The organism is Pseudomonas sp. GW822-FHT01E03 (assembly GCF_058802985.1).
On the sequence record NZ_JBXAOQ010000014.1, the window covers coordinates 74,879 to 89,250 of the forward strand.

At 51.8% G+C, this 14,372-nt stretch carries 15 protein-coding genes; 11 read left to right on the forward strand and 4 right to left on the reverse strand.

Annotation, left to right across the window (positions count from 1 at the left end):
• The first annotated feature begins 427 nt into the window (after nucleotides 1-427).
• From AC1RP7_RS24330 to AC1RP7_RS24350, 5 genes are all read left to right on the forward strand, one after another.
• Entirely contained in the window at nucleotides 428-718 is a 291-nt protein-coding gene (locus AC1RP7_RS24330) for a hypothetical protein (protein ID WP_493182944.1), read from the forward strand.
• Entirely contained in the window at nucleotides 715-1,002 is a 288-nt protein-coding gene (locus AC1RP7_RS24335) for a DUF3077 domain-containing protein (protein ID WP_493182946.1), read from the forward strand. The genes AC1RP7_RS24330 and AC1RP7_RS24335 overlap by 4 nt, the downstream gene beginning before the upstream one ends.
• Nucleotides 992-3,874 (forward strand): DUF927 domain-containing protein, encoded by a 2,883-nt coding sequence (locus AC1RP7_RS24340; RefSeq protein ID WP_493182947.1) that lies wholly within the window; start codon nucleotides 992-994, stop codon nucleotides 3,872-3,874. The genes AC1RP7_RS24335 and AC1RP7_RS24340 overlap by 11 nt, the downstream gene beginning before the upstream one ends.
• A gap of 92 nt (nucleotides 3,875-3,966) precedes the next feature.
• A complete protein-coding gene (locus AC1RP7_RS24345) occupies nucleotides 3,967-4,809 on the forward strand; it encodes a chromosome segregation protein SMC (protein WP_493182948.1) in 843 nt (280 codons plus the stop codon).
• 67 nt (nucleotides 4,810-4,876) lie between these two features.
• A complete protein-coding gene (locus AC1RP7_RS24350; protein WP_493182950.1) occupies nucleotides 4,877-5,062 on the forward strand; it encodes a hypothetical protein in 186 nt (61 codons plus the stop codon).
• A 107-nt stretch (nucleotides 5,063-5,169) separates the two neighbouring features.
• Here AC1RP7_RS24350 and AC1RP7_RS24355 read toward each other — a convergent pair whose 3' ends face one another.
• Nucleotides 5,170-5,721: a hypothetical protein gene (locus AC1RP7_RS24355; RefSeq protein WP_493182951.1), complete on the reverse strand. Its 552-nt coding sequence runs from the start codon at nucleotides 5,719-5,721 to the stop codon at nucleotides 5,170-5,172.
• Between the two features lie 362 nt (nucleotides 5,722-6,083).
• On the opposite strand from AC1RP7_RS24355, the gene AC1RP7_RS24360 reads away from it, so the two are divergent.
• Both AC1RP7_RS24360 and AC1RP7_RS24365 read left to right on the forward strand, forming a co-directional pair.
• Nucleotides 6,084-6,230 (forward strand): hypothetical protein, encoded by a 147-nt coding sequence (locus AC1RP7_RS24360; protein ID WP_493182952.1) that lies wholly within the window; start codon nucleotides 6,084-6,086, stop codon nucleotides 6,228-6,230.
• Nucleotides 6,231-6,276: 46 nt separating this feature from the next.
• The gene (locus AC1RP7_RS24365) at nucleotides 6,277-6,948 is read left to right on the forward strand and encodes a hypothetical protein (RefSeq protein ID WP_493182953.1); all 672 of its coding nucleotides are present in this window, start codon (nucleotides 6,277-6,279) and stop codon (nucleotides 6,946-6,948) included.
• A gap of 367 nt (nucleotides 6,949-7,315) precedes the next feature.
• Here the strand turns inward: AC1RP7_RS24365 and AC1RP7_RS24370 are convergent, their stop codons facing one another.
• From AC1RP7_RS24370 to AC1RP7_RS24380, 3 genes are read right to left on the reverse strand one after another with little or no spacing between them, the layout of a single operon-like run.
• A complete protein-coding gene (locus AC1RP7_RS24370; protein WP_493182955.1) occupies nucleotides 7,316-9,244 on the reverse strand; it encodes an ATP-binding protein in 1,929 nt (642 codons plus the stop codon).
• Entirely contained in the window at nucleotides 9,231-9,731 is a 501-nt protein-coding gene (locus AC1RP7_RS24375; protein WP_493182956.1) for an ABC-three component system middle component 5, read from the reverse strand. The genes AC1RP7_RS24370 and AC1RP7_RS24375 overlap by 14 nt, the downstream gene beginning before the upstream one ends.
• Nucleotides 9,706-10,287, reverse strand: coding sequence for an ABC-three component system protein (locus tag AC1RP7_RS24380; RefSeq protein WP_493182958.1), 582 nt, complete (start codon nucleotides 10,285-10,287; stop codon nucleotides 9,706-9,708). Before AC1RP7_RS24380 ends, AC1RP7_RS24375 begins: the two co-directional genes overlap by 26 nt.
• Nucleotides 10,288-10,903: 616 nt before the next feature.
• Here AC1RP7_RS24380 and AC1RP7_RS24385 point away from each other — a divergent pair.
• From AC1RP7_RS24385 to AC1RP7_RS24400, 4 genes are all read left to right on the forward strand, one after another.
• The gene (locus AC1RP7_RS24385; RefSeq protein ID WP_493182960.1) at nucleotides 10,904-11,461 is read left to right on the forward strand and encodes a hypothetical protein; all 558 of its coding nucleotides are present in this window, start codon (nucleotides 10,904-10,906) and stop codon (nucleotides 11,459-11,461) included.
• 983 nt (nucleotides 11,462-12,444) lie between these two features.
• Nucleotides 12,445-12,753 carry a hypothetical protein gene (locus AC1RP7_RS24390; protein WP_493182962.1) on the forward strand — a complete coding sequence of 103 codons (309 nt, stop codon included), beginning with the start codon at nucleotides 12,445-12,447 and terminating at the stop codon, nucleotides 12,751-12,753.
• Nucleotides 12,750-13,247 carry a hypothetical protein gene (locus AC1RP7_RS24395; RefSeq protein ID WP_493182966.1) on the forward strand — a complete coding sequence of 166 codons (498 nt, stop codon included), beginning with the start codon at nucleotides 12,750-12,752 and terminating at the stop codon, nucleotides 13,245-13,247. The genes AC1RP7_RS24390 and AC1RP7_RS24395 overlap by 4 nt, the downstream gene beginning before the upstream one ends.
• A gap of 212 nt (nucleotides 13,248-13,459) precedes the next feature.
• Nucleotides 13,460-14,218, forward strand: coding sequence for a DUF6650 family protein (locus tag AC1RP7_RS24400; RefSeq protein ID WP_493182968.1), 759 nt, complete (start codon nucleotides 13,460-13,462; stop codon nucleotides 14,216-14,218).
• Nucleotides 14,219-14,372 lie beyond the last annotated feature (154 nt).

Consider the following 14,372-nt stretch of genomic DNA (forward strand, 5'->3'; position numbering starts at 1 on the left):
CGCTTTCAAAAATGGGACGTTACTCTTTCCACGTCGTTGCAAATTCAGCGACCGGGCGTAGGAACCCGAGAATTAGTAGGCGCATCAGCGCCCAGATCACAACTGCCGGCGTTTTTTTTCGTCCGCAGTCTAGTGTTATGGCGGCTGTGTGTGGGCAGGCTTCGGCCTGGCCGGGTGCCTACTATCCCGGTATTCCTACCCCGCACACAGCTGCCACCCAATCCCGTAGGAAGGACGGTGGCGGCTCCAGTCAGAAAGTAGGAGCCACGCCCATGCCCGCCTTAAATCCGTCCAAAATTCGCGCCGCTGCACACCGTGCAATGGCTCTCGCCGCTTTACACGCCAATTCCAGCCTCGCCACACGCCTTACTCGATACAACGCCCATATGGCCAAAGCCCGCGCGCTCGAAGCCGCAGGCGGTGTCCAATGAACCAAGCCCTGAGCTTCTCCCTGCCCGAAGATCTGCTCGGCATCAGCAACGATGCCGAAGCCGGCATTCCGATTGACGCCATCACCTGCGCCATTGCCCGCGCCGACTCGGTACTGACGTTGCTTGAAGATCACTTCGAAAGCGAAAGCGACAGACCGCGCTTGGCCAATCACATATTGGCGGCCGTCATTTGGGACGTGCGCGGCACCCTGGGCCTGATCAAAACGCTGACCCTGCATGGTGATGCGACGTCGACTCCTCGAGCTAAAGCAGGGGGTGTCCAATGAGCCTTCAGGCCACCGTCACCACCCGGGGCATGACCACGTTCGCTCAGTGCGGACAACCCCATCAGTCGCTGTTTCGGCTCAGTGCCGGTGTCCCGGTGTCCGACGCGCTTGAGTACGCCTCCGACCTGCTCAGCTGCGCGAATCGCATGACACTCCTGGCCACCCACGGCGACAACACTGAACAGTGTGCGATGGCCGCTCACTACCTGAGTGAAATGGGTAAAGCGGTGATTGATGATGTGGCCTCCGCCCTCCTGCGAATGGAGGCTGGCCATGACCAATAAGGTGAAACGTCCCAGCTTCGCCGACGTGAAAGCGGCCTCTCTGAATGAGATCGACCGGGTACTTTCCCATTGGCTACCAAACGGTAAAGGCGTCGATAGCGGCAAGGAATACACCGCTCCCAATCCAACCCGCGCCGACAAGCGTGCCGGCTCTCTCAAGGTCAACTTGAGCAAAGGCACCTGGGCGGATTTTGCCACCGGCGACAAAGGCGGCGACCTGATCGATCTGGTTCGCTATCTCGACGGTGGTACCGACGTCGAAGCCTGCAACAAGCTGGCGGATCTGCTGCACGTTTCCGCTGGGGCCGTGCAAGCGAAGCCGGAACCCAGCAAAAGCAAAACACCGGAATGGCTCGCCATTCAGCCGATCCCGGCTGAGGCCATGAACAGGTGCCCGGCCAAACATCGACAACACGGCGCACCGTCCAAAGTCTGGATGTATCGCGACACTCAAGGCCAACCGGTCATGGTGCTCTATCGCTTCGACTTGGGCCCGGATGAAGACGGCAAACCGCGCAAGGTGTTTGCACCATTGACTTGGTGCCAGCGTGCCGACAGTCAAACGCAGCAATGGCGCTGGCAAGGCCTGCCTGAGCCGCGTCCCCTGCTGCGCCGGGATGAGCTGGCGCAACGAGCAGACTCTCCAGTGGTTCTGTGCGAAGGCGAAAAGGCCGCCGACGCGGCTGCTGAGCTGCTGCTCCACTACGTGGCCACGTGCTGGCCGAATGGCTCAAACTCCTGGCACAAGGCCGACCTGACACCGCTCAAAGGTCGGTCCGTGGTGTTGTGGCCAGACAACGACGCCAGTGGCAAAAGCTGCATGGACGCCGTCGCCGAACAACTGCAACAAGTCGGCGCCGCGTCGGTGCGCGTGATCGCCCTGGACGTCTTCAAACGCAAGCCCACGCTCAAGAATGGCCAACCCACTTTTGCCAAAGGTGGGCAATGGGACGGCGGTGACGACGCAGCCGATGCCCAAGCCAAAGGCTGGACGGCGATGCATTTCGCCGAGCTGGAACGCAGTGGCGAACTGTTCGGTGCTCAGCCGGAGAAAGCACCGACCGAACCAGCCGAAGCCACGGCTAAACCGACGACCAAGCGCGCCGCGAAACCCAAAAACGATCTGCTGCCCGGGGGGTTCCGCCTGACCCCAGAAGGCGTGTTTTATTCCGGTGATGATGGCGAGGCACGCCCGGTGTGTTCGCCGCTGGAGATCCTTGCGCGCACCCGAGATGCGCAGGGGCATAACTGGGGTCTGCTGGTCGAGTTCGATGATCCCGACGGGGCGAAAAAGCGCTGGAACATTCCGGCGCGGACCATGACCGGTGATTTCGGCAAGGACGTGCTCGGCCCACTGGTGGACATGGGCCTGCGTCTGGCCGGCAGTCGCTCCGGTCGCAATGCCCGCAACGACCTGCAGAGTTATCTCGGCGGCTTTGACAGCGCCCAGCGCGCACGACTGGTCACCCGTTTGGGCTGGCACGGCAGCGCCTTCTTGCTGCCCGAACAGCAGGTGGGTTCGCACGCAGAACACCTGCATTTCTACGAGGCTGGCACGCAGCTTCCCCCCATCAGCGAAGCCGGCACCCTGGAGCAGTGGCAGGAACAGATCGGTGCCTTGTGCATCGGTAATCACCGCTTGGCGTTTGTGGCCAGCGTAGCGTTTGCCGGCCCGCTATTGCACCTGCTCGGCCATGAGTCAGGCGGCTTTCACCTCTACGGCGACAGCTCGGGCGGCAAGACCACCCACCTGCAAGTGGCCGCTTCGATTTACGGCGGGCCGCGTCTGGTGCGCTCCTGGCGCTCGACGGATAACGCCTTGGAATCCATCGCCGCCGCGCATTCGGACGGACTTCTGGTGCTGGATGAAATCGGCATGTGCGACCCGCGCATCATTGGCGAAACGGTGTACATGCTCGGCAACGGCACCGGCAAAGCTCGCGCCAATGATCGAGGACAAGCAGGCCGACAGGTGCAGGAGTGGCGCTTGCTGTTTCTCTCGACCGGTGAGAAGACGTTGGCGCAGCACATGGCCGAAGCGAACAAGGAGCTCAAAGCCGGTATGGAAGTGCGGATGCTCGCCGTGCCTGCGGACGTCAGCAAAGGCCTCGGGATGTTCGATGTACTGAACGGCTTTGATGATGCGGCGGCCCTCTCCGATGCACTCAAGGCGCGGGTGGCCAAGTACTACGGCACACCATTGACCGCCTTCCTGGCGGCCCTCTGTGAGCCCGGCAAGCGGCATGGTTGGTCGGCGATCCTGCGCCACACCTTGGAGGGGTTCATCGCCAAAGCATTACCGGCCTCGGCCAGCGGTCAGGCGCATCGTGCTGCAGCCCGTTTTGGTCTGGCTGCCGCCGCCGGCGAGTTGGCCACCGCGATGGGCATCACAGGCTGGCCCGATGGCACCGCCACCACCGCCGCTCGGGTGTGCCTCAGTGCCTGGATGAACGAGCGTGGCGGTGCTGGAAATCTTGAAGGTGACGCGATCCTGGCAAGGCTGCGCCAAGTCATCGAGCGCTTCGGTGAAAGCCGCTTCACTCGCTGGGAGTCGGCGGCCGCGAAAATCGATGAACACGGCCCGCGCACCATCGACCGCCTGGGCTTTCGCAAGACACTGGAGCACGGCTTGGGCGACGCATTGCACACCACCAACACCTACTACGTGTTGCCCGAGTCATGGCGCTCCGAGGTGTTCAAAGGCATGAACATCAATGCCGTCAACAAGGAACTGATTCGCCGTGGCGTTCTTGAGCCAGGTCCCAACGGCAAAGCCTCCTGCTCCGTCCGCTTACCGGGCATGGGCACCCAGCGTTGCTATGTGGTGAAGACCGTACCGGCAGCGGATGAGAGCGAGGCACAGGCCGCCTAGTGGCCGCCCTGCTGACAGAGGTAGAGCCGGCCCGATTCGGCCTCGCCAGCCGCTCAACAACCCCACTTTCGAATCACACTGAGACAACACAGATGAACGAAATTCAAGCAATGAAAGACCGCCGCGACCAACTGATCAGTGAAATGGAAAGTCTCCAAGCCGCACTGCTTCCCTATGAAGCGGCACTGGAGAGCCCCGAAACGATCGAGCAGGGACGGGAACGCGAAGTACGCGATCAGTACAACGAGCGAAAAAGAAAGATTGATTCGCTGGATCTGGAAATCTACCGACTGAATCCGAAAATCCGTCGTCGTGAAAACTTCGCCAATCGGGAAACCCTCATGGCGGGCTACATCGCCGACATGGCGAACTGGACAGCAGACGAGCTGGAGTTCAATGCAAAACGCGAAAGCCTCAGCGGTCGTTTGGAGGAAATCCGGAAGCAAGCGCAAGAAGACATGACAAGTGCTCGTCAAGCCGAGACCCAGGCGGCCACAGCCTATGCGCAGGCGGTTGCTTGGGGAGATGTAGAAGGAGAGAAAACAGCCAGCAGCGACGCGCAAAAAGCTGCGAAAAATCTCGCTACCGCCGCTGAGCAACATCGTCGCCAACAACTGATTATTACAGCACTAGAGCAGGAGCTAATCACCGTCGACCAGCACATCACTGAAGCTCAAGATGAATACAAAAAAATAGAGAACATAGCGCTACACCTCGCACACGATGCGCTTGAAGAAAAATGGAATGAAGCCGCTCAAGCGCTGCTTAACGTGGGTGGCAAGCTCTATGCCGCTACCCGCATGATCAACCGAGATCCAGAATCGCTGTTGAACCTCCATATCCCGGAGCAGGGTGAGAACTTTGGCAGTTGGAAATGGCGGGACCTAGCAGACCGTGGGAGCCAGCATCGCATGCAAGACCTGCTCTCGATGTAACTGTCGATTTACCCTGAAACAGCCTGCTTTCGCGGGCTGTTTAAACATCACTCCAAGGATCGAAGCCATGAACGCCGCAACACAAAACAGCTCATCCCTATCCGAAACGCTTAAAGCGAGAAAAGCCTACCTAACCGCACTACTCAAGATCGTGGATACCAAGATCGGAAAAAGCACAGCAACGCAGAAGCTCACCATCACCGCGATCAAGGCAGAAATGGGGCTAATCGAGCATAAGCTGAAACAACGGTGATGAGGATAAGCGGAAGCTCGCGAAAGCTTCCGTTGCATTCAAAGTAGGTAAGCAGCTTCCGACCAAGTGGGGTCTTTCATTGCTCGAATGCTTAAGGACATGAGTAGTTAGGCTTCGACGATCAATTGAGATGCTCGGGCTGCAAGATGAAGATAGCGCTGAGCTTCAGCTGAGGAAATAGAGAATTCAGGCGCATGCGCGGCCTGGTTTCTTAGATCTCTTAGTGCATCAAAAGCAGCTTCGCTGTCCACTGGAAGCTTTCCTTCTCGGACAAACCAATTCACAAATAGAGCAGCATTGATGCGAGGGATAGAGGCTCCCTGAACGAATCCAGAACGGCCAGCAGCGTCCTCAATTAAACGCCATGCTTCGATGATGGCGGCCCTAGGTGAGACCTCTGCAATCCGCTCCAACTGCTCTAGTTGAGGGTTTGAGTTCGGAGTGCTAGGAGGGGAAAAATTTGGTTTTGCCTGTTCCAATTTTTTCAGGGAGTGCTCAACCGCATTCAGTTCCTGGGAAAATTTTGCTTCAAATTCTTTGAATTTTAGATGGGATACTCGTGCTGCTACCGCTCGAATTTCGCTTCTGAAGAGATACGTCAACCAAATTACACAGGCCGGCCAGGCAAGAGCGTCAATGATTCCTACAACGGCTTCCATGTCACGTCGCCCCTCAGCACACAATCTGAAGGTCGTATAATCAGTTCTCCGCCCTAGCGTTGCAAGCAGGTTACAAGCTACGAGCTTTTAGAGGTCATCGACAGGCTTCAAACGACCATAGCTGATGTTGGCGACTGCCAGAAATCGGCCAGTAGCGGACACTTATCCGTTGAATAAAACACTCACTTGGAGTACGCGCTGCCCCACCCCTGTCCTGCATCAAGAGTTGGTTTCTGGTTGTGCAAAACCCCGCGATAGTGAAATATCACTGATTATCACGTTTTATCAGTAAACGATCAGTGGTGGCGTTTTTTCCAATTGGTAGGCTGAGCTCTCTACTCACAGAGGTAAGGAGCACCAACATGACCAAGCGGAACAATGACAAGGCAGACGCCCACAATCGTAACCCTGGTACCAATGGCACCAACAAGACCTGGGACAAAAACCATGGTCATACTGGCTGGCAAAAGAACCCTGAGAACCCGCTGAATCAGGTGAAAAAGTCATAACGTGTTAGGGGGAGCTTTGCTCCCCTTATTTTTTGAGGGGGGAGGCATGGAAGATCAGGCCGAGAGAAGTAAAGGGAAAAATGCTAAGAAAAAGCCTTTTAAGCTTACGCGGCAGCTGATTCGTCTCGCACTCAATGATGGCTGGACACAGATAGAAATTGCAGAAAAGTGTCGAGTTCAGCAATCCATTGTCAGTGCCTGGAGCAAGGGGGCCAAGTGCGCGACTGAGGCGCAGTTAATGCCGTTACTTGGGATCTACGGGCATAAGTTAAGAAGAAATACATTCCGTGTGTATTGGGCACTCAACTCAACCACGCAGGCCAAGACATTCTTCCGAGTTGAAGGGAAGGTGGTATTTTCCGAGGTGGTTTTTGAGCTTAATGCACCCGGCGGAAAGGCAACCCAAAAAACACCTGTGATCAAATTGATCGTTCACCATCAGGGTGCCGATAGTTTCAGAAGTGTGGTTCAGCACCGACTTCAACTAGATTCACCTATCAAGTTCTCTGTAAGCAGTGCAGAGGATGCGGTGTGGTCATCCGAAGTATTGGATCAGCTAAGTAGCGCTGAGCTTATTGACTGGTTAGATGGCTACGCCCATAGCCTAACCGAGAAGCACCCGCACATTGGGCTTACTCTGCCATTTTTGCTTCGGCAGGCACTGATGAATCATGGCTTTCCAGTGGGCGGTGTTGTTGAGTACCCGGCTGTCTGGTAGGTTGATCGAACCCCAATCGGAACGAGGGCGCCTTAATGCCCTCACTGCGGTATATCCGCGTTGGCCTGTACACCCTCGAGGTTAGCCCCGTGAAAAGCCTTTCGCTTTCACGGCGCGATTCAGGCCGTTTTAGGATGGTTGATTGCGGCCTTTGCAGGCTAGGCGAAAGGGAAACTGATTAGCCGAAACGCCATCAACCTAAAGGGTATGGGGTGGGATGAAACCCAAGCCGCCAGCCTCTGGCCGCTTGGGTTTTTTTAGGTCTATCCCGCACTATTCGCCCAATTGAGTCGTACCGGTTGAATCCACAGCCATAAGCTGCCATTCGTGAACACGCCGAATAATTGAGCTAACTTCAATAGAAACATCACTCAATGATCTGGGTTAGTACATTAAGCGATCTGGACTCCGGGTTAAAATAACGTCCAACAACTAGTTCGCCATCCTGGAGTTCCGGATTAATCTCAGAGGTGGCGTAGATCACTTGAAATGGAACACTAATTTTTTCACATTCGGATACTATTAATGCTTGAAGGTTATGACTTCGCTCTTTTTCCATTCCTCCATCGTCAATTCCATCTAACATTATAAAGCGCGGAACTCGCATATAAGGCAATTCTGTACTTGTTTTGAGCAAAGCCAAGTGAAACACATGGCGTAGTACGACTGCGGAGCTTTCCGAAAAATTTCGTGAGCCATTAACAAGAACGGTGTTATCAACAAAGCTAAAATCAACCGTGCGAGCATTTATAAACTCAGGCTGCAAATGAAGATCTTTCTTAAGCAGTGCAACCATATTTTCAGAAAGTCTAGCTGATACTTCTCTTTTTCGTTTTTCTTGCTTTCTTTCCAAGCCACCGATAATGTCATTGAGGCTTTCTACTTTCGTAGTCAACTCACTCCTATTTTTTTGCAACTCTGAAATTACAGCGTAAAGCTTTTGATCCTCATAGGCTTGCTTTATTTCTTCATCTAAGGAGCCTAACCGTCGGGCCGAATCCTCAAGGAGAGTCTCAACGTTACTCGACCAGTGAGAGGACATAGAAGCATATTCTACTTCTAGTCGCTTGGCAGCCTCTACAGCCAAAGGAATATCTCGAGAAAGCTTTGCAGCCTCTTCTTCTTTTATATGGAGCAATAAGGATGACTCTTTAATCTGGATAGTTAGTTCGTTCCGCATTCTCAATATATTGGAGTCGCTAGCACCTTCGGTCAGCTCATGCTTACATAAGTGGCAATCATGCGACTCGGAAGTGTGGGCCTTTAACTCTGTCAAACAGCTGGGGCAGAACAAAAACGACAAAGCCCCAAAATAATTTCGAGTCTCCTTTGAATCATCTAAGCCAGACAGCCTTGCCTCAAGTTCCTTTAAAAATAATTTGGAATCAGCAATTTCCAAATTTAGTTTAAGCAAACCATCCTTCAGTACGGATTCATATTTTTTTGCGGTATTTAGCCGAGTGCGTATCCCATCGACTTTTGCGGAGGCAGCATTGGCCTCTTTCTTTGATAGTGAGCGCTCAGCTTTTAAGCCGATTATGTATTCAGTCAATTCTTGCCGTTCGGCTTCTAATGCTGGGATTCTGCTTCTGGATGCCTCAATATCAGGTGTTTGGCCAGACCGACCTAATACATTAAATATACCGCGAAGCTCGCTAACTATCTTATCAAGCGCCTTCCCAACCTCTCGCACCTCTAATTGAGCGGCATACAAATTGTCATCGGACACGCCGCAGAGATACCCACCAACCATATCCCTTGTTAAAGCGCTATCGAAGTTGTCGATTCTAAATATCGGACTGTGTACTGAAGGCTGATCGGCGTACAAAACACGTAGTAGTTGGTGCATTGTTAAGTTTGACGCTGCGGCTCCCTGTGCTTGCGGAATTTCCAAAGCAGAAAAGAGAGCTTGGGAAAAACTTATTTTTTGCTCAGAGCGCCGAAACGGATAACGCTCCCAGTTATTTACGCCTGCAGTAATTGTAGATTCAATACTCCCCCAAAAAATGTTTAACGGTCGCTGACTTTCAGGTTCGATGTCTCTCAGCAGCGTAGCAGGCACCCCATTTAAATGGACCTCTACCATCGTCGCTGAACACAACAGCGCCTCTGGCTTCCACCGAATATTCTCAGCCCCTAATGAATAAGCAAGAAGATCCATTATGGTGGTCTTGCCAGAGCTATTACGGCCTCTGATAATATTGACGCCATCATGAAACTCACAATCGAAAGCGCGATGCCCTCCTTGCAATACTAACAATCTACGCACACTGAGCGTCGGCTTAAGATATGTCATATTTATACTCCAACAAGCCTGTTCTGTGCTTTAAACCATTGACACCTCGCAATGGAAGCATCGCCAGATCATGTAGGATAAAATCTCCTATTTCGGGACGACTTGCTAAAAAATCTGAAATTCTTGTCTCTAACGAAATAGGTAGTTTTACGTCCGTTCGCACTATAACTCCGTCAGCATAGCTGGCGCGACTTACTATTCCTGAAGCAACCAAACATCCAACGGCTGAAATCTGAATGGCACGCATATCTTTAAAAATAAATGACGGGTCAAACGGGTCGTGATAAATATTCTCAAACTTCTTCGCTAAACGTTTTCCATGAGTTAACGTTTTCGGAAGCGTGATTCCTTGCACCGCGGAAGGAAAAGTCAAATAGAAGTCGAGCAGCCTAGCCTTATCGTACTCCAGGCTCGGAATAACGGACAGGATTGACAGCATTCGAAATACGCAATGATATGCATCATAGGCCGGATGGTATATCAGCATATTTGTCCCACCTTATATGACAATTACCCCCAAGAAAATACAGCAATCCCAATAAGTCCTTGACTGAAATCTCCAAGAAATTCTCACCGAGCATCGAACATATGTTATGAAGGATACTATTGATTGCCGCATCAACTATTACCCGGTCCCCACCTGATTCTATAACCGGGGTAACCACAAGCATGTAGTTTGTGTGGAGTTCGTCCAATAAAATTGTGTAAATTCTCTGCGCGACTCTAGAAGACTGCTGCCGCATCACCATCTTGGCTGCTTGCTCTTTTTGACTCATAGCAAAATAAAGCTGATCAGTTCGCCCGCTCTCTCGGAGCTTTGCTTCAAGCCCTCGGACGTCACCTTCAGTAGGAGTGGCTAGATAATGATTAAGTTTCTCGCAGAAGCCACTTCCATCTTTCTCATCAACTTCTGCCGCGCGAAGGCGTGCATAGAGTAAGGTCAACTCATTCAGAGTGGTGCCTTGGCGCATATCAATATTAAATTTATTGATATCTCTCGCAGCCATATCGCCATGTACGACATTATTTGATTGATCAGACACGCTACTTACTGCCGATTGTTTTTATTCATGTCGCCACCCGACATATCACCATGAACAGTATTGTTTTTCTGTACCGTCTTTCTTGATTGGGAGTTATTCATTTGAATTTTACTAACAACAATTTTCGCCGTCCAACCAGCGCCTAGCCCAGCTAGAAACGTAAATATATGTGTAAGATATTCCATTATCGATCCTGAATGATTCGCTGAGGTGTTGATGGCAGACTAGCGGAGTGCCATCAAGCCGTCCAGCATTGTCGTTCATCGAATGTTCCCTAAATGCCACATCTCTTTCATCAAATCTGGTTAATGTGGACACGGCCATAGGGCAATGCCCGCGTCTGGCCGGAAACCGTCCTTGTTCAACCGTCTGCTCTTGGCCGATTTCTGTCTGTCGTGAAGGGTTGAATCCACACCCCAAAGCTGACGGTGGCGAAAGGCAGAAATCGGCTATGGTCATTGGACATCTACGAATTCAGGATCTATTAAAGCAGACGGGTGTCAGCTTATGTGATTACGATGGTCGCCAATGTCTGCCGCCTCTCCAATGGCGGTCTAGAGCACTGGTTTACGCTAGACCTCACTACCAACTAACAACCTGGCTCAACGGAAGCACATTGGCTCGCATCGCTTCTCTTGGTTGGGGTTCCCTAATTTGGGAGCCAAAAGGTTTTCCGATTCAGGGGCAGTGGTTCGAGGATGGCCCACTGATACCGGCTGAATTCGCCAGGCAATCGCAAGATGGGCGAATTACGCTTGTGCTAGTCGAAACCGAACGATTGGTTCCCTCCCTGTGGGCGGTAATGGATTCAGTGGATCTTGCCTCTGCCGTTGAGGCTTTGCGCAGCCGCGAAAGCATTCCGGGGAAAAATGTGGAAAAGCACGTTTGCAGATGGTCTGCCGGCCAGCCTTCTCCAAGGCTGATTCCAGACTTATCCGAATGGGCTAACGCCCACGACGTGGCCCACGTGGTATGGACCGGCCTGCCCCCCAAATTCAACGGTGCGGAAATCACACCCTCTGCCGAGCAGGTCGTGGAGTACTTGGAGAAGCTCACCGGCGAACAGCGTAAGAAAGCCGAACAATACGTTCGCCTTGCTCCGCGGCAGATTGATACCCAGTACCGGCGTTGCATTGAATCGTCGCTCCACTGGCATGCCCTGGGCGGTGATTAGGAGTCACAGCCAATAGCTACTACCAGATCCACGGGATGGACGAGACTTGGTCAGTCCCAGAGCTGGGGGATAGGTAGCTAATAGCGCAGGTTTTCCAGGCTAACGAGGCCAAACTCCGTACCGGATTGGGAGCCGATTGGAATGCAATAAGCACAAATGAGCCGTGGACATAACGAATCGGATGACCGCATTTGGCCGAATGCGGCCTACGGTTTACCCAAATTTTTAAACGCTGCTGCAACACCTATTAGGCTTGTAACACCCAACGCACGTGAAAGATGAACGGTGTGTAACACCAATAAAATCCAATACATTCAATTAGTTAAAAACATTCGCAACACCTGCAACACCTGTAACACGTCTTTTCGCCCCCCACGCCCCATCGGCGATAGCGCCGCCAGCGAAAGCAGTACTGGCTTGGTATCGACTAATGCAGAATTCGAACGCTGGGTCGCTGAATGCCAGGACGCTTGGGAGGTGCTGCCTGCCAACAACGAACAGGAGACCGGGGCACCGACATCGCTTGGGACCCTGGGGATGTTCGGCAAGTACGGGGTCGGAAACCCGCGCCTTCGTGTTAGTGGGAGGTTTTTTCACATTGGTTGACAGGTTGACGTGGTTGACACCGATCTCCGTGGTTAACGGTGCTCTGGCGTTCACAATCATCAACACGAAGGGGCACCTTTACAGATGCGGTAAAGGTGCCCCTTTTTCTTCAATATCCTTTCAATTTCAACATTGAAATTTCAATAAGCTGGGTAAGCTGCCGCTACTACGATCCCGCGGGTTTCCGACCCCGTATCTAAGGATTGCCCTCAGGGTCCCCGGAGAAGTTTCTGACGGGGCAGGCTGTGCGTGCGGCTATCAATGGCAGACGGTGTTAAGCCAATGGACACCATGATAGCAAATGAGTAGCCTTTAGCTTGGTCAACATCGCTCACGTGAAGCGAGATGCGCAATTAAGCCGCCAGCAGGGAATAAAAATGGCAATCAAAACTAAAGAAGAAAGAGCCAGTGACTATTTAAAACAATTACTGGCTACTAGAGATAAACGGCTAGCGCTGGCAGAAATAATAAACCATCTGGAAACATTAACTTCCGCATCAAATGGAAAACCTTTATCTCGCGCTGCCAAGCTCGCCATTCTGGAGGAGCTTGAACTACAAGCACGAAGAACCGTTGTAATTAAGGAAAGCTTCGGCCTCGAGCATCGCCATAAAAGTACTACGGCGTCAGATAACAGCAGTATCTTGGACGTAATTAGTGCAATGAAAGGACGATATAAAGGATGACAATCAACCTAGCGGAAGAAATTGCTCTTCTTAGTTTAATTGTAGCGATAGCGGCTGCAATATTTGCAAAGAACTCGAGTTCAAAAGCAAACAAGATAGCCCAGGAAAACTTAAATATACAAAATGGCATGGTCGAGCTTGAGATGAGACAAGCTATCGAAAACGCGAAGACCAAACTCAACGACATAGCCTTACTGATGGCGCCGTTAGTTTCAAAAGAGGATGCTGAAAGCTTAGACGAGGAAGCGAAATCGACACTAACTTACTACAGAAAAAACTTTAACGCAGCTATAGAGTCACTTCTTAACACCTACGATGATGCCTGCTCTAAATATATCGACGGAAAAGTCGACAAAGAAAGATTTAGAAAAACCTACAAATACGAAATAAGAAATCTTCTTGAGCGACCTGACTTGAAAGAGTTCTTCGACGCTTTAACATCGCGATATCGAACAATAATAAATGTGTATACCGAATGGGAAAAGCTGGAGTAAAAAGGATGACATAACACCGCGAAATCTTTTATCAAGGCATTGTGAGCTTGTCTCTCTGCAGATATTTTATATATCCAAGGTAGACCTCTAGATCTGGGATCCGTGTATCACTACCTGGATCCCAAACACATTAGTTTCGCAAGCCCGACTATGTGGCAGAAAGCTATCCATCTAAGAACTTGCCATCATATTCAACCTAAAAGGTGACAAGCATGCCTTCAGAACGAATCAACTTCACCCGCACTACCGCTGAGAAAATTGGCCGAAGTGCAATGTTTATCTGCGCCTTTCCAGGATGTCTACGATTCACCGGCTACGAAACCACGGAAGGCAAACCCCGGGCATTGGCTGAAGCTGCTCACATTGCCCCGGCAGGCAAAAATGGTCCTCGGTCTGAAGAAGTTCAAGAAACAACAGACCTCAGAGGGGTCGCCAACGGTATTTGGCTTTGCCTTACGTGCCATCAACGAATCGATGATGATCCAAAGTCCTATCCCACGGAAACATTGAAAGACTGGAAAGTCAAACAGGCGTCTATAGTCCGTCGGATTGTAGGTAAGGACTTGGAGGCGGCTATTCTCGCGCTAGGCAAAGACAGGCAGCGCCACCAGGAATGCCAAGATTTCGTCTCATTTCTAGAAAGCCGACGCGTTCTATACGAAGGTATGGATTATGAAAATCCACCCCGAGTGCTCGACTCGTTGACGTTGATCCGCGAACGCGTGTCTCAGACTCGAGCAAGGCTCTCACCAGACAACTATGCCTTCGACGCTCTTCAACGCATTCAGGCTGCAATTGATCAGTTTTTTCGGAATATAGGTGCCACAACTGACCTGAAGACCTTGCGTTGCAACTCCGCTGATAAAAAATGGAGGAAATTCGCATCGGAACTGGAGGACCTTCGGACAGGAATAATCATCATCATGAAAGTTATCGCCCAAGACGCCGACTACAAATTGACTTGGGTTTAGTCCACTGTTTGGTCGCGACACAGGCTTCCACGTTAGGTACAAGCCCGCGTTGTGTATCCCCACCTGTATCCCTTGATTTGCTGTAACCAACCAAGCCTCGATAACACGGCAGTCACACCGCCCAGTTCAAATGACCCCGGCCCAATTGAGACAC